The organism is Bradyrhizobium sp. USDA3010, assembly GCF_056429065.1.
Genome location: NZ_JBWJZD010000009.1, coordinates 184,926 through 200,306, shown reverse-complemented (window position 1 = coordinate 200,306; position 15,381 = coordinate 184,926). Strand labels below are relative to the sequence as shown.

22 protein-coding genes are annotated in these 15,381 nt (G+C 64.5%); 11 read left to right on the top strand and 11 right to left on the bottom strand.

Annotated features, from left to right (window positions below; all coding sequences use genetic code 11):
* Positions 1-54 precede the first annotated feature (54 nt).
* Entirely contained in the window at positions 55-1,803 is a 1,749-nt protein-coding gene (locus AC066Y_RS16980) for a L,D-transpeptidase (protein ID WP_478274867.1), read from the bottom strand.
* Between the two features lie 224 nt (positions 1,804-2,027).
* On the opposite strand from AC066Y_RS16980, the gene AC066Y_RS16975 reads away from it, so the two are divergent.
* Positions 2,028-2,588 carry a CreA family protein gene (locus AC066Y_RS16975; protein WP_478274866.1) on the top strand — a complete coding sequence of 187 codons (561 nt, stop codon included), beginning with the start codon at positions 2,028-2,030 and terminating at the stop codon, positions 2,586-2,588.
* Positions 2,589-2,631: 43 nt separating this feature from the next.
* Here AC066Y_RS16975 and AC066Y_RS16970 read toward each other — a convergent pair whose 3' ends face one another.
* The gene (locus AC066Y_RS16970) at positions 2,632-2,859 is read right to left on the bottom strand and encodes a hypothetical protein (RefSeq protein ID WP_478274865.1); all 228 of its coding nucleotides are present in this window, start codon (positions 2,857-2,859) and stop codon (positions 2,632-2,634) included.
* 391 nt (positions 2,860-3,250) lie between these two features.
* Between AC066Y_RS16970 and AC066Y_RS16965 the strand changes: the two genes are divergently transcribed.
* Together AC066Y_RS16965 and AC066Y_RS16960 are read left to right on the top strand one after the other, a co-directional pair.
* The gene (locus AC066Y_RS16965) at positions 3,251-3,409 is read left to right on the top strand and encodes a hypothetical protein (protein WP_478274864.1); all 159 of its coding nucleotides are present in this window, start codon (positions 3,251-3,253) and stop codon (positions 3,407-3,409) included.
* Between the two features lie 39 nt (positions 3,410-3,448).
* On the top strand, positions 3,449-3,856 hold the full coding sequence (locus AC066Y_RS16960; RefSeq protein ID WP_478274863.1) for a hypothetical protein: 408 nt from the start codon (positions 3,449-3,451) through the stop codon (positions 3,854-3,856).
* Between the two features lie 54 nt (positions 3,857-3,910).
* Here the strand turns inward: AC066Y_RS16960 and AC066Y_RS16955 are convergent, their stop codons facing one another.
* From AC066Y_RS16955 to pdxR, 3 genes are read right to left on the bottom strand one after another with little or no spacing between them, the layout of a single operon-like run.
* Positions 3,911-4,153 (bottom strand): DUF6719 family protein, encoded by a 243-nt coding sequence (locus AC066Y_RS16955; RefSeq protein WP_478274862.1) that lies wholly within the window; start codon positions 4,151-4,153, stop codon positions 3,911-3,913.
* A gap of 11 nt (positions 4,154-4,164) precedes the next feature.
* Positions 4,165-4,314 (bottom strand): hypothetical protein, encoded by a 150-nt coding sequence (locus AC066Y_RS16950; protein ID WP_165445530.1) that lies wholly within the window; start codon positions 4,312-4,314, stop codon positions 4,165-4,167.
* Between the two features lie 46 nt (positions 4,315-4,360).
* Positions 4,361-5,875 carry a MocR-like pyridoxine biosynthesis transcription factor PdxR gene (pdxR, locus tag AC066Y_RS16945; RefSeq protein WP_478274861.1) on the bottom strand — a complete coding sequence of 505 codons (1,515 nt, stop codon included), beginning with the start codon at positions 5,873-5,875 and terminating at the stop codon, positions 4,361-4,363.
* 106 nt (positions 5,876-5,981) lie between these two features.
* On the opposite strand from pdxR, the gene AC066Y_RS16940 reads away from it, so the two are divergent.
* On the top strand, positions 5,982-6,674 hold the full coding sequence (locus tag AC066Y_RS16940) for a pyridoxamine 5'-phosphate oxidase family protein (RefSeq protein WP_478274926.1): 693 nt from the start codon (positions 5,982-5,984) through the stop codon (positions 6,672-6,674).
* Positions 6,675-6,729: 55 nt separating this feature from the next.
* A complete protein-coding gene (locus AC066Y_RS16935; protein WP_478274860.1) occupies positions 6,730-8,007 on the top strand; it encodes an ArgE/DapE family deacylase in 1,278 nt (425 codons plus the stop codon).
* A 106-nt stretch (positions 8,008-8,113) separates the two neighbouring features.
* Here the strand turns inward: AC066Y_RS16935 and AC066Y_RS16930 are convergent, their stop codons facing one another.
* Positions 8,114-8,902, bottom strand: coding sequence for a cobalamin-binding protein (locus AC066Y_RS16930; protein WP_478274859.1), 789 nt, complete (start codon positions 8,900-8,902; stop codon positions 8,114-8,116).
* A 148-nt stretch (positions 8,903-9,050) separates the two neighbouring features.
* Between AC066Y_RS16930 and AC066Y_RS16925 the strand changes: the two genes are divergently transcribed.
* Both AC066Y_RS16925 and AC066Y_RS16920 read left to right on the top strand, forming a co-directional pair.
* A complete protein-coding gene (locus AC066Y_RS16925; protein WP_092113549.1) occupies positions 9,051-9,449 on the top strand; it encodes a PaaI family thioesterase in 399 nt (132 codons plus the stop codon).
* 140 nt (positions 9,450-9,589) lie between these two features.
* Positions 9,590-10,213, top strand: coding sequence for a GNAT family N-acetyltransferase (locus AC066Y_RS16920; protein WP_456723385.1), 624 nt, complete (start codon positions 9,590-9,592; stop codon positions 10,211-10,213).
* A 137-nt stretch (positions 10,214-10,350) separates the two neighbouring features.
* Here AC066Y_RS16920 and AC066Y_RS16915 read toward each other — a convergent pair whose 3' ends face one another.
* The 3 genes from AC066Y_RS16915 to AC066Y_RS16905 form a co-directional block, all read right to left on the bottom strand.
* Complete coding sequence (locus AC066Y_RS16915; RefSeq protein ID WP_478274858.1) at positions 10,351-10,659, bottom strand: hypothetical protein; 309 nt, start codon at positions 10,657-10,659, stop codon at positions 10,351-10,353.
* An 89-nt stretch (positions 10,660-10,748) separates the two neighbouring features.
* On the bottom strand, positions 10,749-11,048 hold the full coding sequence (locus AC066Y_RS16910; RefSeq protein WP_176531724.1) for a putative quinol monooxygenase: 300 nt from the start codon (positions 11,046-11,048) through the stop codon (positions 10,749-10,751).
* Between the two features lie 16 nt (positions 11,049-11,064).
* Complete coding sequence (locus AC066Y_RS16905; RefSeq protein ID WP_478274857.1) at positions 11,065-11,748, bottom strand: DUF2161 domain-containing phosphodiesterase; 684 nt, start codon at positions 11,746-11,748, stop codon at positions 11,065-11,067.
* Positions 11,749-11,888: 140 nt separating this feature from the next.
* On the opposite strand from AC066Y_RS16905, the gene AC066Y_RS16900 reads away from it, so the two are divergent.
* Positions 11,889-12,233 carry a GrlR family regulatory protein gene (locus AC066Y_RS16900; RefSeq protein ID WP_092113555.1) on the top strand — a complete coding sequence of 115 codons (345 nt, stop codon included), beginning with the start codon at positions 11,889-11,891 and terminating at the stop codon, positions 12,231-12,233.
* On the opposite strand, the gene fabG is transcribed toward AC066Y_RS16900, so the two are convergent.
* Positions 12,230-12,910 carry a 3-oxoacyl-ACP reductase FabG gene (gene fabG, locus AC066Y_RS16895; protein WP_478274856.1) on the bottom strand — a complete coding sequence of 227 codons (681 nt, stop codon included), beginning with the start codon at positions 12,908-12,910 and terminating at the stop codon, positions 12,230-12,232. The two genes, AC066Y_RS16900 and fabG, sit on opposite strands and share 4 nt — an antisense overlap.
* A gap of 115 nt (positions 12,911-13,025) precedes the next feature.
* On the opposite strand from fabG, the gene AC066Y_RS16890 reads away from it, so the two are divergent.
* Together AC066Y_RS16890 and AC066Y_RS16885 are read left to right on the top strand one after the other, a co-directional pair.
* Complete coding sequence (locus AC066Y_RS16890) at positions 13,026-13,742, top strand: SGNH/GDSL hydrolase family protein (protein ID WP_456757046.1); 717 nt, start codon at positions 13,026-13,028, stop codon at positions 13,740-13,742.
* 114 nt (positions 13,743-13,856) lie between these two features.
* Positions 13,857-14,063: a hypothetical protein gene (locus AC066Y_RS16885; RefSeq protein ID WP_038375209.1), complete on the top strand. Its 207-nt coding sequence runs from the start codon at positions 13,857-13,859 to the stop codon at positions 14,061-14,063.
* Positions 14,064-14,163: 100 nt separating this feature from the next.
* Here the strand turns inward: AC066Y_RS16885 and AC066Y_RS16880 are convergent, their stop codons facing one another.
* On the bottom strand, positions 14,164-14,907 hold the full coding sequence (locus AC066Y_RS16880; protein WP_478274855.1) for a tyrosine-protein phosphatase: 744 nt from the start codon (positions 14,905-14,907) through the stop codon (positions 14,164-14,166).
* A 118-nt stretch (positions 14,908-15,025) separates the two neighbouring features.
* On the opposite strand from AC066Y_RS16880, the gene AC066Y_RS16875 reads away from it, so the two are divergent.
* Positions 15,026-15,337, top strand: a complete 312-nt coding sequence (locus AC066Y_RS16875; RefSeq protein ID WP_478274854.1) for an MliC family protein — start codon at positions 15,026-15,028, stop codon at positions 15,335-15,337.
* The last annotated feature ends 44 nt before the right edge of the window (positions 15,338-15,381 follow it).

Genomic DNA, 15,381 nt, shown 5'->3' with positions numbered 1-15,381 from the left:
CATCATAATCCAGTGGGCAGGCGCAGGCTTTCAAGAAGGCGTTATATATCGCAATCAGCGCAGCGGCAGGATGAAGTCGGTGCCTTCACCGGTCTCGCCCTGGTTCACGCCGAGGTCGGAGACGATGATCGATCCGCCGGTGCCGAGTGCTTCGTTGATCCGCGCCATCGCGTCGGCCGGGATCGAGATGCGGTCGAGCGCCTCGGCCGGGGTGTCGGTCGCCGGCTGCGGCTTGACCTCGGCCGGCGCTGCGGCCGCCAGCTTGCGGCGATGCGCGGCACGCTCCTCGACGTCGATGCGGGTCGGCAGCGTCACCACCGACCAGCGCAGCAGGTTCGCGTCGGTCTTGTCGGCTTCCGCGGTGAACACATGCGTGCCGAGCGGCCGGTCGCTCGCCGCGATCGTCACCGGCGCCTCGAACAGCGGCGCAAAGTTCTGCCGCACATAGAGCTTGGAATCCTTGCGGCTGATGAATACCGCGATCTGTCCGGCGCGCTTCGGCGCGTCGATCTTGGCGACGCCCGGCAGCCGTGCCGGATCCTTGGCTGCGTCCTGCTTGGCATCGGAAGTATCTGCGGCGGTTGCGGCCTCGGCGGGCTTGTCCGCCGTCTTGACCGCATTCGCCGCATTGGCGGCGTCCTTGGCTGCATCAGCCTTCGATGCGTCGGCCTTGGGTGCCTCGGCAACGCCGGGCCTGGCGGCGTCCGGCTTGGGCTCATCGGCCTTGGCTTCGGCCTTCACCGGGTCGCTTGCGGACACCTCGGACTTCGGCGTGTCGGTGCTGCCGGTGACTTCGCCGACGGTCTTGTCGTCGGTGGCGGCGCTGCTGTCGTCAGCGGCCGAATTGGTTTCGGCCGGCTTGTCGGCCGCGGCAGTCTCGGTCGCGCTCGTCTCGGACTTGTCAGCCGCGATCTTCTCCGCAATGGCGTCGCGCGCGGTCGAGGAGGACGCATCGGACATCGTCGCCGAAGCGCTTGCCGCCGGCATCGCGCCGCTGGCGTCGGCAGTGTGGGTGTTGTCGCGCAGCGACGCGGGCGCATGGCCGACGCTGCTGCGCAAGTCGAGACTGGATTGCTTGTCCGCACCCTTGTCGCTCTTCACGCCGAGCGGCGCATCCATCTTCAGGACTTCATCGGCAACCGGCTGCTGCGGGATGACCTTCTGCGTCACCAGCAGCGGATGCGAGAAACTCTCCGGCGAGATCGTGCCCGGCGTGACGAACACGCGCGCGCCCATTCGCGTCCAGTTGTACATCTTGACTGCAAACGACATCGGCATGCGGATGCAGCCATGCGAGGCCGGATAGCCGGGCAGCACGCCGGCGTGCATGGCGATGCCCGACCAGGTGATGCGCTGCATGTACGGCATCGGCGCGCCGCTGTAGATGTTGGACTGGTGGTATTTCTGCTTCTGGATGACGCTGAAGACACCCATCGGGGTCGAATGCCCCTTCATGCCCGTCGATACCGGGCTCTCGGCATAGAGGCCGTTGGCGTCGTAGATGCTGACCCGCTGCTGGTCGATCGAGACCGAGATGATCAGGGGACCCTGCGGCTTGCGGCCGGCCTCCTTCTCGATCGCCGGATTCTTCTTGGCTGTACCGCGCTTCGGCTTCGGCCGGGGCTGCTGCGGCGGCATCGGCTCGACATCGCCGTAATAGCCGGAGTCACGGTTCCAGTAGAACAGGGCTGCATCGGCCTGCGAGGAGGCCGCCACGGTGCCGGCCGCCGTCAGAATTGCGAACTGCCAGAACCGCCCATTCGCAGAATCAAAAATCGAAATCCGACGTCCGCTTGCGCGCATATTCCGAATCCCAGTCCAAACTATCTGTTGGTTGTCGCAGACGCCGAACGCGTTCACCAGCGCAAGCGATCTAACCCTTCCGTGAGGGGCGTTTTTTTCGACGAAAGAGTAGCAAAAAAGCCTCACAGGAGGTTAAAGCGCCCGCTCTGATCACCGAACTGTCAGCGCCTTCCTGTGCGGCGTTTGCGCACTACATAGGCGGGACCCACCCCGCGGAGACCTTAATGACATCGAGAAATGTGAGCCTGTGTGACGTGCGATTGTCGTCTCGATGGGGCTGCGCGGCGCTGCTGATGTTGTTGGCTTTGGGGCAGGCAGTTCCCGCGGCCGCGGCCGACGAGCCGGACCTGATCTTTCGCCGCTCGACAGTGTTCAAATGGGTGAGCCCCAACGACAAGCTCGCGACCTATGGCGTCGACGACCCCGAGGTCGAGGGCGTCGCCTGTCACTTCACGGTGCCGGAGAAGGGCGGCTTCAAGGGCTGGCTTGGGCTTGCCGAGGAAGTCTCCGATATCTCGCTGGCTTGCCGGCAGATCGGGCCGATCCGCTTCAAGAGCAAGCTCGGCCAGGGCGACGACATGTTCAGCAAGCGGCGGTCGCTGTTCTTCAAGAAGATGCAGATCGTGCGTGGCTGCGACGCCAAGCGCAACGTGCTGGTCTATATGGTCTATTCCGACAAGCTGATCGAGGGCTCGCCGAAGAACTCGACGTCGTCGGTGCCGATCATGCCTTGGGGCGCGGCCGACAGCACCGCCGTGCAGAAGTGCGGCGAGTTCATTCAGTAGCAGGAGCAGGGGCTTGGCCCGGGCGGCTGAAGCGGCAGGCGAGCTAGCGCTTGGTTTGCCCGAACTGCTTCGCGCTGACGCTGAGGCCGGGGCGCGCCTTCGGGTCGTGGCAGCCGATGAGGCGGACCAGCTTCTGCTGCGCGCACTCATTGTCGCCCATCACATAGGCGCCCTGCTGTGGCATCGCGGCCGTCATCTGTTGCTGCTGGCCGGATTTGCTGGCCGGGGATTGATTGCCAGCACCGATGTTGCCATTGCCCACGACTGACATCCTTCGTTGGACCGGGAATCACCTCAACGTGCCACCGCCGAGAAGGTTGCACGGCGCCCAGATGAGTCGGGCGAACCGCTGGCCGGTTCACGCCGCCCTTGCAGTGCTGCCTCCTGTCTCAGCAGAGGAAAGTTAACAAAGCGCGCTAGCTCGCAGCCGCCGGGCGGCTCCCGACGCGCGAAATTTTGAACACGCTCAGGGGTGGTGTGCTGTCACTGATAACATTGGCGTTTTCCGGCCAATGTTTCGTGGGTTGCCCGCCGACGAAACAATTCTCCGGCCGACGAAACCATTTTCAGCTTGTTCCGCAGAACTCCCGAAACCGCAGATCGTTATCAAACCGTCAACACAACGGCGCCGGACGCCGAACAGGAATGACGGAGACTGCCAGATGCGGACCATGAGCCTGATCCTCGCCCTCGCTTTCGTGATGGCTGGTTCGTCGATGGCTGGTACCCCGGACAATGGTTTGCCCGGCATCGGCACCTTCTCCTACAACGGCTCGCCGGTGGTCACCTCGGCCCCGATGGTGATGGCGCAGGCCAACTGAGCGCGACGCGACAAACAGAACTGCCGGTAAAGGCTCCCCATGTTGCTCCGCATCTGTTCCGCCGCGATCCTGGCATCGCTCGCCTCGATGAGTCTCTTGGCAGGTTCCGCGCAGGCCCAATCCCAACTTCCGCTCGACTCGATACAGATCCGGTCGCTGTACCGGGTGCCCGAACCGCGCGACGAGTTCGTGCGCCAGTGCGCGCCGCATATGCTCGGGCGCTGGGCCCATCCCGAGGCGGTGTGCGGTTGCCTGCATGACCATGCTGCCGCGACGGTGGACGATCCCGATCTGCGCCAGGCGCTGCTGCGTGGCATCAGCGAGACCGGCGTGCCGACCATCGAGACCGATTGGGTGCCGCCGTCCAAGCAAAACGAGATTGGCCCGACCTTCACCAAGATCGCCAAGCCGACGCTGCAATGCATGTTCGAGCCGATTTCGAACTGAGCAGCGTGTTGCCGATGCAATGATGGACGAGGCGCCTCGCGATAGCGGGGCGCTTTACTTTTTGGCGAGGCGCGGCACGCAGCTTTGGGTCCGCACCACGCCGTTCTGGCTCAGCTTGGCGCCGATCACCTGCTTGATCTGCCCGGCGGGGCAGGAGCCGTCATCGACCGGGACGCGCTGACCGACCCGGAGGTCGACGATGTCAGCCTCGCGCATGACGGTCTGTGCGGAGGCGGAATGAATGATCGCGACAAGTGCTGCGGCGCTGACCAGCGCGACCAATCCAATGCGCGGCATCGCAGCCCCCTTCACTTGTTCTGGATCTTGACCCCGTCGGGGCCGACATTGATCTGCAGGCCTTCAGGCTGCTTCTTTGCCTGATACAGATTGTAGCCGAGCATCCCTGCGATCACGACCAGCGCGCCGATCACGAGATACAGGACGTTGCGATTGGGCATCCGGTATCTCCGTAGGCGGACACTGACTGAACGCGGGCGACCTTAGTCAGGTGGTTGCGATTCTCCTATAGCGCTGCGGCCTGGCGGATGGCTTCACCGATATCTTGCGCGTCGCGCGCAGCGCAGCCAGCGTTGCCTTCGCCAATTGTTCCGCCGACGCGACCAGTTGCGGAACCGGATGACCTGAAAATCCCAGCACGAAGCCGGGCAGCGGGCGTGCACGATGATAGGTCTCGGCGAGCAGCCAGCCGCCGACGCCGGCAGCCGCCTTGGCCTGCGCGGCAACCAGCGGATCGGTCGCGGGATCGAGCCGCGCCACCAGATGCAGGCCTTGCGACGGCACGGGAACCGTGAGCTCGCCCTCGGATGCGCGGGTGAGTGTCGACGCGAGCACGTCGCGCGCCTCGCGATAGAGTTTGCGCGATTTGCGCAAGTTGGCGGCGAAGGCGCCGGAGTTCAGCATGTCCGCGACCGCGCCTTCCATCAGGGTGCCGGGAAAACGATCGAGCGCGGCACGCGCCGCCGTCACCGGACCGATCAAGGCTTCGGGCAGGGCGCAGTAGCCGATCCGCAATCCCGGAAACAGCGTCTTTGCAAACGTGCCCATGTAGATCACGCGGCGCAGATGATCGATGCCGGCGAGCGACAGCAGCGGCGCGCCGTCATAGCGGAACTCGCTGTCGTAATCGTCCTCGAACACGAAGGCGCCGGCGTCCCTGGCCCAGTCGAGCAGCTCGAGCCGGCGCGGCATCGCCATCTGCACGCCGAGCGGAAATTGGTGCGACGGCGTCACATAGGCGGCGCGCGCCGCGGGAGCGGATACGCGCCCCCTGTCGATGCGCATGCCGGAGCCATCGACCGGCACCGACACCGGGCGATAGCCGCAATGCTCGATCGCGCGCCGCGCCGCCGGATAGCCGGGATCCTCGCACCAGACCTGGTCGCCGGGCTTGAGGATCGCGCCAAGCACGATGCGCAGCGCATGCAGCGTGCCCGAGGCCAGCATGATCTGGTCGGGATCGCAGCGCAGCCCGCGCGCCGACAGCAGATGGTCCGAGATCGCGGCGCGCAACTCGCTGCTGCCGCGGGGATCGCCGTAGTGCAGATGCTCGGAGCCGAAGGCGCGGAGCCGGCGGCCGGCAAAGGCGCGGAAGCGCTGCAGCGCGCGCTCATCGATATGGGTGCAGCCGAGCGACAGTGCGTTGTGCTGCGGCGGCTCGATCTCGATCTTCGCGCGTCGGGGCGCTGTGGCCTGCGCCGGAATGCGCGCGGCGACGAAGGTGCCGGAGCCGGTGGTTGCCACCGCAAAGCCGTCGGCGATCAGCCGCTCATAGGCCGTGGTGACCGCGTTGCGGCGAAACCCCGTCTGCCTGGCCAGCGCGCGCGACGGCGGCAGGGGCTCGCCCGGCTTGACGAGGCCGCCGACGATGGTGTGGCACAGCGCCTGATAGAGCCGCTGCTGCGAGGCCGCGCCAGGGGTCACGTGCGGGCCGGTGAGGTCGAGCGGCAGCTCGGGCTTGCGCGCCGCCGGCTTGCGGGAATTGGTCGGAATTTTTCGCATGGAATTGGCACTATCGCAGACCAAATGGACCGCTACAACTCTGGACAGATTCCAGATTTCGAAAGGCACTGCCGTGACCGAAGGCGCGTCCACTCCGTCCTACCCCATGTCGTCCCGCAACCGGGTCAAGCGCCGCCATGACCGTGGCTTCTACGACCACGCCACCGTGCACAAGATCCTGGACGCCTCGATGCTGTGCCACGTCTCCTACGTGATCGACGGCCAGCCCTATTGCACGCCGACCTTCTTCTGGCGCGAGGGCACCAAGCTCTATTGGCACGGCTCGAGCGCGAGCCGGATGCTGGAGAACCAGTCGGAAGGGCAGCGGGTGTGCCTGACGGTCGCCCATCTCGACAGCCTGGTGCTGGCGCGTTGCGGCTTCAATCATTCAGCCGACTATCGCGCGGTGATGGCGTTCGGCACTGCCTACCTCGTGACCGACCCGGAAGAGAAGGAGCGCGCGATCGTTGCGATGGTCGACCGTTTCTTTCCCGAGCGCACCGCGAGCCTGCGCGCCAGCAACAAGCAGGAGATCAAGGCGACCTCGTTCATCGCGATGGAGATCGAGGAGGCCTCGGCAAAGGTGCGCGCCAAGGGCGTCGCCGACGACGACGAGGATTACGAGTTGCCGATCTATGCCGAGCGCATTCCGGTGCGCACGGTGCTCGGCGCGCCCGAGCCGTGCCCGCGGCTGCTCGACGGCGTGACGCGGCCGACAACGCTCGATGGCTATTCGGAAGGCCGTCTGCTCGAAGATGCATTGCGGGATGCCTATTTTGCACAATACCCGGAAGGTTGAAATCAGGTTACGCTGCGGCTCCCACCTTGTCTGATGTCCCCCATGGAGCTGCCGCATGACTGCCGAGACGCAACAACGAATCCTTGCCGCCGTTGACGAAGGATTCGATGCGCAGCTTGCGACGACGCAGGCCTTTGTCGCGATCCCCTCGACCCGCGGCGCCGAGGGGCCGTGCCAGGACATGATCGGCGATCTCTTGCGCGAGCGCGGCTATGAGGTCGACGACTGGCACATCAATCTCGACGAACTGAAGGATTTGCGCGGCTTCGGCCCCATCGAGCACGATTTCTCGAAAGCCCGTACGGTGGTTGGCACTTATCGCCCGGCCACCAATGCCGGCAAATCGCTGATCCTGCAGGGCCATTGCGACGTGGTGCCGACCGGCCCGCTCGACATGTGGGAAACACCGCCGTTCTCGCCTGTGATCAAGGACGGCAAGATGTACGGCCGCGGTGCCTGCGACATGAAGTCCGGCACCATCGCCGCGCTCTATGCGCTGGATGCGATCAAGCAGGCCGGCCTGAAGCCGACGGCGCGGATTCACTTCCAGTCTGTGATCGAGGAGGAGAGCACCGGCGTCGGCGCGCTCTCGACCTTGCAGCGCGGCTATCGCGCCGATGCCTGCTTCATCCCGGAGCCGACCAACGGCAAGATGATCCGCTCGCAGGTCGGCGTGATCTGGTTCCGCCTGAAGGTGCGCGGCTTCCCGGTGCATGTGTTCGAGGCCGGCGCCGGCTCGAACGCGATCATGGCGGCGTATCACCTAGTCCACGCGCTGGAGAAGCTCGAGATCGCCTGGAACGAACGTGCCAAGGCCGATCGCCATTTCAAGGACGTCAATCACCCGATCAACTTCAATCCGGGCATCATCAAGGGCGGCGACTGGGCCTCCAGCGTGCCGGCCTGGTGCGATGTCGACTGCCGCATCGCGGTGCTGCCGGGCTGGTCGATCGCCGAGTGCCAGAAGGAGATCCTGGCCTGCGTCTCGGCTGCGGCGCGCGACCACCGCTTCCTCTCCAATAATCCGCCGCAGGTCGAGTGGTCGGGCTTCCTGTCGGAAGGCTATGAGCTGGTGAACTCCGAAGCGGCGGAAGCGGCCTTCGCCAGGGCGCATCAGGCGGTCTATGGCGGGGCGGTGGAAGACCGCGCCTTCACCGCGTTGACCGACACGCGCTTCTACGGCCTGAACTACGATATCCCGAGCCTCTGCTTTGGCGCCAGTGGCGCGGCGATGCACGGCTTCAACGAATATGTCGAGCTGGACTCGCTGCGGAAGTCGACCAAGGCCACCGCGCTGTTCATCGCGGAATGGTGCGGGGTGGAGAAGGCGTAGCTGCCCCGTCTGCGTCATTGCGAGCGAAGCGAAGCAATCCATCTCACCACGTGCGCAGACATGGATTGCTTCGTCGCTTCGCTCCTCGCAATGACGGCGGAGAGATTCACGCGCGCGCCGCCCACAACGCCTTGACGATCGCATCGAGCCCGTCGGTCAACGCAGCGGGGCCGGGCTGCAGGATGATCGGCGACTTGATCTCGACGATGCGGTCGTTGCGCACGGCCGGAATGTCGCTCCAGCCACAGCGCTTGCGGATGCGGTCGGGCACGACCTTCTTGCCGCACCAGGATGCTAGGATCACGTCGGGCATCGCCGCGCGCACGGCGTCGGGCGTGACGATGCGATCCCTGGCGGCCTTATGCGCGCGCAGATGCGGCAGCGCGTCCGCGCCGCCGGCGATCTCGATCAGTTCGGACACCCAGCCGATGCCGCTGATCAGCGGATCGTCCCATTCCTCGAAATAGACTTTTGGCCGCGGGGCCGGCCGCGGCGTTGCCGCAATCGCGTTCAGCCGTTGTTCGAGGCCTTGCGCGAGTTGCCCGGCGCGCTCGGCGGCACCGACTATCGCACCCAAAGTGCGGACCATCGCAAGGATCCCGGCGACGTCGCGCTGGTTGAAGACGTGGACGGCGACACCGGCACGCACGAGATCGGCGACGATGTCGGCCTGCAGATCGGAGAAGGCGAGCACCAGATCGGGATCGAGTGCCAGGATCTTTGGGATGTCGGCGGAGATGAACGCCGACACCCGCGGCTTCTCGCGGCGCACCTGCGGTGGCCGCACCGCATAGCCGGAGACGCCGACGATGCGGTCCTGCTCGCCGAGCAGATACAGCGTCTCGACCGTCTCATCGGTCAGGCAGACGATCCGGCGGGGAGGGAAGTCACGCATCCACAACGGTATGCAGACTGACCAAGGTTTGTCACGGCGGCCATGACGTCATCCGCATCATTACCTCGGAGGTCATTGCCCGGCCCGACGAGGCAATCCATCATGTCGGCACCAGTCTCGAAGAAGCCCGCACAAGCAGGGAGTGCCCATGACGCCGCTCGAAAAGATCCAGTCGATGAAGATGCCGTTTGCGGAACTGAAGGGCGTCACCTTCACCGAGGCGGGCCAGGATCGCGTGGTCGCGAAGATGCTGGTGCGGCCTGACCTCTGCACCCTCCGCAACACCATCCACGGCGGCGCGGTGATGGCCTTCGCGGACTCGGTCGGCGCTGCCGCCACCGTGATCAACCTGCCTGAGGACGCCAAGGGCACCACGACGCTGGAGAGCAAGACCAACTTCATCGGCGGGGCCAAGGAGGGGACCACCGTGATCGCAACGGCGACCCCGGTCCATCGGGGCCGGCGGACCCAGGTTTGGCAGACCAGGCTGGAGACCGAGGACGGCAAGCTGGTCGCCGTCGTCACGCAAACTCAGCTGGTATTATGATAAGGTGATGATATGATTTTCAAATCACAACATTGTTTATTTAAATGAATCTCAGTACTTGAATTGTATGGTGCGGCGCACAATATAGCGACCACTAGGGACTCGACGCCTCCTCGAGGGCTACCAAGAGGAGTTATGAAATGAACTATGATTCCATCCGTCCGACGTCCGCCAAGGGCACCGTGCGGACGTTGAGCCAGCAGGAGGAGCTTCCTCTGCTGCGCGATCACCTGTTGCGACTGGACCGTACCAGCCGCCATGATCGTTTTCATGGCTTCATCGACGACAGTTTCATCCGCCGCTACGCCGAACGCTGCGCCAACGACGGCACGGTCATCATCGCCTATTTCGAGGATGGCGTGGTCCGCGGCGCGGCCGAACTGCATCCGCCGGAGCAGTCACCGGATGCACAGCCGGAAATTGCCTTCAGCGTGGAGCGGTCGGTGCGGCGCAAGGGCGTCGGCAGCACCCTGTTCCGCAAACTGATCGCCGAGGCGCATGCCAAGGGCTACAGCAGCCTGCGCATCACCACCGGCGCGCAGAACGACGCGATGCGTGCGCTTGCCACCAAGTTCGGTGCGCAGCTGACCTTCCGTCATGGTGAGTCTACGGGCAGCATCGACCTGACCGAACAGCACCAGCCTGAACCGGCGCCGGCCGCTGCACCGGTTACGCCGGTCGAGGCCGCGCGCGTGATCGTCGACATGAACCGCGCCTATTGGCGAATGGTGATGCAGATGTCTGGCTGGGGCCGGGCCGCCTGAGCCGATAGCGTTTCCAAGCGAACGGGACACCAGTTTGCGGGAAGGAAACGCGCCCAATAAGAATCTCCGATCAAACGTAAAAAGGGCAATCCGTTCAGCGGATTGCCCTTTTTCTTTGAGTAACCGGATGTTGTATTTCAGGTGCCGGTGCGCTTGGCGGGTACGAGACGGCGGACCACGCGGCGCTCGACCACGACCGAGCGCTGCGCGCCCTGTTCGCCGGCGATCACGCGGGTTGCCGTGCCGGTGCGGGCGCTGACGCGCGCGGTCTTCTTCACCTCGGCCAGCACCACTTCATAGGGCAGCCCCATCAGCGACGACGCGATCTCGGCCTGGGCCTCCACGTCATCGGTGATGCCGATGGCGGCGAAGATTGCCTCCTCCAACGTCGGCGGATCATGCCGCACGCGCCGGGTGCCATACTTGGTATTCCAGTCTCCGCTCATCGCCGCCTCATCTTTGAATCGCGGGAGATACGTAAGGTCCCCAATGTTGCATTGCAATATGAATATGAGATGGCAATCCAGCCATGCAGCTAGAGTCTCTCAATCTTGTGAGCGTCATAAAGTTCGATGGTGGTCGCTGCGGCCGCAAGGGATTGCAGGGAGCGGACGAAATCGCGCGAGGCGGGGACCGCAAAATGCGCCGCCAGCGCGGCGCGGTCGGCCCATTGCTCGAAAAACACCAGCCTGAGCGGATTCTCGCAGTCGACCTGGACCGCATGCGAGATGCAGCCGGGCTCGGTGCGCGAGCGATGGACATGTTCGAGGCTCAATCGCCGCACCTCGTCGAACGAGTCGGGGCGGGCGGTGACGCTGCCGGTGACGACAATCATGATCTCCCCCAGTCCGTTACGGGGCGGCTTCCGCCCCTGACGCATTGATCGGTTGCTGCGGCCAGCGCTTCAGCGCGGCACGGCCGGCATCGGTCAGGACATAGATGCCGCGCTCCGCGCGATCGAACCAGCCGTAGACATTATGCTGCAGGATCTTGCCGGCGTCGGGAATCTCGGCGCGCAGGTCGCGCACCCGCCGGGGCCCATCCGACAGCGCACAGGCGCAGGCCAGCGCCTGCTGCCGGTAGGCGGTCATGATCGGCGCGCGCGTCGATCCGCCCATGGCCGGATCGCCCTTGCGCTTCCGGTGCTCGGTGATCAGGCGCGAGCGCTTCTTCGGATTGCGGCGCGGTGCCGCAGTCGGCGGCGGCACCAGCACCTCGACGTCGCCGCGGTCGGTGACGCCGAGCATGCCGAAGCCGAGCCGCCGGCACAGATTGCGATAGCGCGCGTCGCTCTCGCGGCCCTTGCCGCGGGCCGAAACCTTGGCCGCGATCCACACCTCGTCGGCGGCGGCGGCGCGATCGACCGCCTGCAGGATCAGTTCGAGATTGAAGGCGAGCTTCAGCTCGCCGATCACGACGATAGGCGGATCGCCGCCGCTCAGTGCCACGAGGTCGCAGCCGCCGATCTCGCCCTTCACCGTGAAGCCGAGCTTTTCGAGGAAGCGTTTGACGGGCGGATAAAGCGCGGTTTCCAACAGGCAGGCTCCTGCGGCATCCGGCCGCGACTCAGGTGCCCCAACATAGCGCGGAATTGCGCCCACTGCGGCCGATGGAATTTGCCCAAAGCGCGGCCAGGCGGCTATTATTGGGCCGGGACAAGGCGCGAACCATTTTCATGATCCGGAACGGCCTCTATCACATCACCGTCGAATTCCTCGATGGCGTCTCTGGCGGCAACCAGGGCGTCATGGTGCTGCGCGACGGCCAGATGCGCGGCGGTGACTCGTTCTTCTTCGCCCACGGCAGCTACACCGCGGCCGATGGCAAGTGGAAGGGCGAGGTCACCAACGAGGAGCATTCGCCGACCTATGGCGAGCGCCCGGTGTGGGAACGCAAGGTGGTCACCATCGGTTTTACCGGCACCTACACCGACGAGACCGCCGAGGGCGACGGCATGGCGCTGGCCGGCAAGCAGAGCATCCGCTTCAGGTCGAAGCTGCGGCTGCTGGTTGCTGACTAAACTCGCCCGTTGACCGGCAGCAACGCGCCGGTGACGGCGCTTGCGGCGTCGCTGGCGAGGAACAGGATCACGTCGGCGAGTTCCTTCGGCGTCACCCATTTCGAAATGTCGGCCTTCGGCATCGCGGCGCGATTGGCGGCGGTGTCGATGATCGAGGGCAGCACCGCGTTGACCGTGACCTTGCCCTTGAGTTCGGCGGCGAGCGACTCGGTGAGGCGGTGCACACCGGCCTTGGAAGCAGCGTAGGGGCCCATGCCGGACGCCGCCTGCAAGGCGCCGAGCGCGCCGATATTGATGATCCGTCCGGCGCCCGACTTGGTGAGATGCGGAATCGCCGCATGCGACGTGTTGAAGGCGGTCATCACGTTCATCGCGAACATGCGCTGCCAGGTCGCGGGATCGCCGTCGCTCACCGCCTCGAACGTAAAGCCGCCTGCGATATTGATCAGCCCGTCGAGCCGGCCGAAATGCGCCGCCGCCTTGTCGATCGCGGCCGTCGCCTGTGCGGTGTCGGTGAGGTCGACATTGCCGAGTTCGATACGATCGGCCGTCGCGGCAAGCTGCGAGGCCGCATGATCGATGCCGGCAACGCGCGCGCCGCGCGCCAGGGCTTCTTCGGCGACCACCTTGCCAAGCGCGCCGAGCGCGCCGGTGATGACGATGGCTTTTCCGTTCATGGCGCTCTCCGTATCAGCAACAGGTTGCTGCCCACTATGATCAGGCGGATTTCATTTGCAATGCTGCCAATTTCGTCTCCTACTGCGCGCATTCATCAATTCATTCACCTCAAGGATGTTTGCGATGCCGACACCAAGACCGTGCGAAACCCATCTCGAACTCGTCAAGTTCAGCTACGGATTGCCGCATCTTGCGCAGGCGCTCAAGCGCGACCGGAAGGTCAAGATCGTTGCCCTCGGATCATCGTCGACCGCGGGAGCCGACAAAATTCTCCCGTTTCCACCGCGGCTGGAGATCTTGTGGCGAAGCCAGAAGCAGTCCTTCGGCCGGATGATCGACATCATCAACCGGGGGATCGGCGGGCAAGAGGCGCCGGAAGAGTTCTCGCGCATCGAGTCCGATGTCATCGCTGAAGCACCGGTGATGGTGATTTGGCAGGTCGGCACCAACGCTGTGTACAGGAACTACAACTTCGATCAGGTGCAAGCGACATTCGAGGCAGGACTCGATGTGCTCGCCGGCCTGCCGCTGGACGTCGTGGTGATGGATTCGCAATACACCCAGGCAATCATCGGCGCTCCAGACGTGCTCAAGCTCGCCAACCAGTTCATGCCAATGATCGCCGACGTCGCTGCAAGCCGGAAAGTCAACCTGTTCCGCCGCTTTGCGCTGATGAAACAATGGGTCGCTGCCGGAATTCCGCTCTCCGAACTCGACGATGGTGCACAGGAGCATCTCCATACGAGCGAGTGGGCGACCGATTGTGTCACGCAAGCGTTGCTCGGTGCGATCAACGATGCGGTGGCACGCAGCGCGAGTACGTCGTCTTGACTACGTAAGACTACGGAGGCGGGCCGGTTGGATAAAATTTGCGGCACTTCCGTAAGTCGTTTTCAGAACCCTTTGCCTAGAAGCGGAACTCTAGCCAAGGTAGGGGTTATGCGAATGGGAAATCTTCCGGATCACGGTTTACCGCTCGTTCAGCTTAAGGAGCAGCGGCGCGATCTCGTGGTAGCGCTGCAAAACCGCAACGGGCCAGTGGGCAGTTGGGAGCTGATGCAGATCGCAGCGATTCAGCAGGCGATCTCGGCGTTCGAGGATGTGATCGCCGATCTCGACGCGGAGCTCGAGCTCGAGGCCGCGGCGGCCTGAGCTTTTTTCGGTTTGGCCGCGTTTTCTTCACGCGAACCGGTGTCCATCCCGCATCACGTACGGGACAGGCTTCACACGAAAACGCGCTCGCGTAAATTGATCAGGCCTGCAGATAGCGGCCTTCAAGCGCCTTGCGCTCGGCCTGGCCGAGCCCGAGGCCTTCGCGGAAATAGCCGTCGAGGCCGCCATAGTCGGCATCGATCGCCTCGAACGCCGCCTCCAGAAACGCCGCGCGAACGGTGCCGAGCACCTGCTTGACGTCATCGGGCAGCTCGGTGCTATGGGCCGGGTCGCGCTTGTAGAACTGGTTGGTCAGGAGGTAGTCGTCCGCGATCACCTGATCGGACACGCCGAGCGCGTGCAGGATCAGCGCGCAGGCAAAGCCGGTGCGATCCTTGCCGGCGGTGCAGTGGATCACCAGCGGGGCGCGGTCCTCGAGCAGATGGGCGAACAGCGTGCGATAGCGCGGCGTGTTGTCCTGCACATAGCCGCGGTAGGAATCCCGCATCACATCGATCGCGTCGGCTTCCAGGAGTTGACGTTGGCTGGCGATCGCGCGCAGCGAAGCAACCACCGTCGGCTCGACTGGAAGCGAATGCACGGTCACGTCGCTCATGCCGCACAGCGCCTCGGCGCGCTCGGCGACGCCGCGGAAATCGAATGCGCTCTTGACGCCGAGGCCGCGCACCACGGTGACGTCCTGCTCGGTGAGATGCGCCAGATGGTTGGAGCGGAAGATCTGCCGCCAGCGCACCGTCCGGCCGTCACGCGTCTGGTAGCCGCCAAGGTCGCGAAAATTGCTGGCGCCGGCGAGGTTGAGGTGACGGGCAGGGGCTTCTGACATCGGGCGGACCTGTTGCAGCTGATGAGGTCTTGGCGCAGGAATCTTGGCGCAGGGCAGAGAAGTCCTGGCGCAGGAGTATGGGCGCACAGGTCTATAACCGGCCTCTCGGGGGGAGAATATGACTTATCGCGGAGGCGCCATTCTCGTCGGCGCAATTCTTTTCGAGATTTTTGGTTCCCCGACAGCGCCGGCGCAGTCCGCCTTCCGGAATTATCATTGTGCCGACGGCACGCAATTCATTGCCGCATTCTTCAACGGGGACACCCGCGCGCATCTGCAACTCGACGGCAAGGCGGTGACACTGACGAAGCGTCTGTCGCTGACGGGCACGCGCTACAGAGGCAGCGGTGTCACGCTTGAGATCACCCGGGCCGGATTGACCAGGCTCCGGCATGCGAAGCGGCCGGTGACGGCCTGCGAGCTGGCATGAAAAAAGGGCCGAAACGCTTCGTTCCGACCCTTTCCTATTGCCCT

What these genes read in the sequence shown, in the direction of transcription:
- AC066Y_RS16980 (WP_478274867.1), bottom strand. Translation starts at nt 1,803, where the DNA reads ATGCGCGCAAGCGGACGTCGGATTTCGATTTTTGATTCTGCGAATGGG.
- AC066Y_RS16975 (WP_478274866.1), top strand. Translation starts at nt 2,028, where the DNA reads ATGACATCGAGAAATGTGAGCCTGTGTGACGTGCGATTGTCGTCTCGA.
- AC066Y_RS16970 (WP_478274865.1), bottom strand. Translation starts at nt 2,859, where the DNA reads ATGTCAGTCGTGGGCAATGGCAACATCGGTGCTGGCAATCAATCCCCG.
- AC066Y_RS16965 (WP_478274864.1), top strand. Translation starts at nt 3,251, where the DNA reads ATGCGGACCATGAGCCTGATCCTCGCCCTCGCTTTCGTGATGGCTGGT.
- AC066Y_RS16960 (WP_478274863.1), top strand. Translation starts at nt 3,449, where the DNA reads ATGTTGCTCCGCATCTGTTCCGCCGCGATCCTGGCATCGCTCGCCTCG.
- AC066Y_RS16955 (WP_478274862.1), bottom strand. Translation starts at nt 4,153, where the DNA reads ATGCCGCGCATTGGATTGGTCGCGCTGGTCAGCGCCGCAGCACTTGTC.
- AC066Y_RS16950 (WP_165445530.1), bottom strand. Translation starts at nt 4,314, where the DNA reads ATGCCCAATCGCAACGTCCTGTATCTCGTGATCGGCGCGCTGGTCGTG.
- pdxR (WP_478274861.1), bottom strand. Translation starts at nt 5,875, where the DNA reads ATGCGAAAAATTCCGACCAATTCCCGCAAGCCGGCGGCGCGCAAGCCC.
- AC066Y_RS16940 (WP_478274926.1), top strand. Translation starts at nt 5,982, where the DNA reads ATGTCGTCCCGCAACCGGGTCAAGCGCCGCCATGACCGTGGCTTCTAC.
- AC066Y_RS16935 (WP_478274860.1), top strand. Translation starts at nt 6,730, where the DNA reads ATGACTGCCGAGACGCAACAACGAATCCTTGCCGCCGTTGACGAAGGA.
- AC066Y_RS16930 (WP_478274859.1), bottom strand. Translation starts at nt 8,902, where the DNA reads ATGCGTGACTTCCCTCCCCGCCGGATCGTCTGCCTGACCGATGAGACG.
- AC066Y_RS16925 (WP_092113549.1), top strand. Translation starts at nt 9,051, where the DNA reads ATGACGCCGCTCGAAAAGATCCAGTCGATGAAGATGCCGTTTGCGGAA.
- AC066Y_RS16920 (WP_456723385.1), top strand. Translation starts at nt 9,590, where the DNA reads ATGAACTATGATTCCATCCGTCCGACGTCCGCCAAGGGCACCGTGCGG.
- AC066Y_RS16915 (WP_478274858.1), bottom strand. Translation starts at nt 10,659, where the DNA reads ATGAGCGGAGACTGGAATACCAAGTATGGCACCCGGCGCGTGCGGCAT.
- AC066Y_RS16910 (WP_176531724.1), bottom strand. Translation starts at nt 11,048, where the DNA reads ATGATTGTCGTCACCGGCAGCGTCACCGCCCGCCCCGACTCGTTCGAC.
- AC066Y_RS16900 (WP_092113555.1), top strand. Translation starts at nt 11,889, where the DNA reads ATGATCCGGAACGGCCTCTATCACATCACCGTCGAATTCCTCGATGGC.
- fabG (WP_478274856.1), bottom strand. Translation starts at nt 12,910, where the DNA reads ATGAACGGAAAAGCCATCGTCATCACCGGCGCGCTCGGCGCGCTTGGC.
- AC066Y_RS16890 (WP_456757046.1), top strand. Translation starts at nt 13,026, where the DNA reads ATGTTTGCGATGCCGACACCAAGACCGTGCGAAACCCATCTCGAACTC.
- AC066Y_RS16885 (WP_038375209.1), top strand. Translation starts at nt 13,857, where the DNA reads ATGGGAAATCTTCCGGATCACGGTTTACCGCTCGTTCAGCTTAAGGAG.
- AC066Y_RS16880 (WP_478274855.1), bottom strand. Translation starts at nt 14,907, where the DNA reads ATGTCAGAAGCCCCTGCCCGTCACCTCAACCTCGCCGGCGCCAGCAAT.
- AC066Y_RS16875 (WP_478274854.1), top strand. Translation starts at nt 15,026, where the DNA reads ATGACTTATCGCGGAGGCGCCATTCTCGTCGGCGCAATTCTTTTCGAG.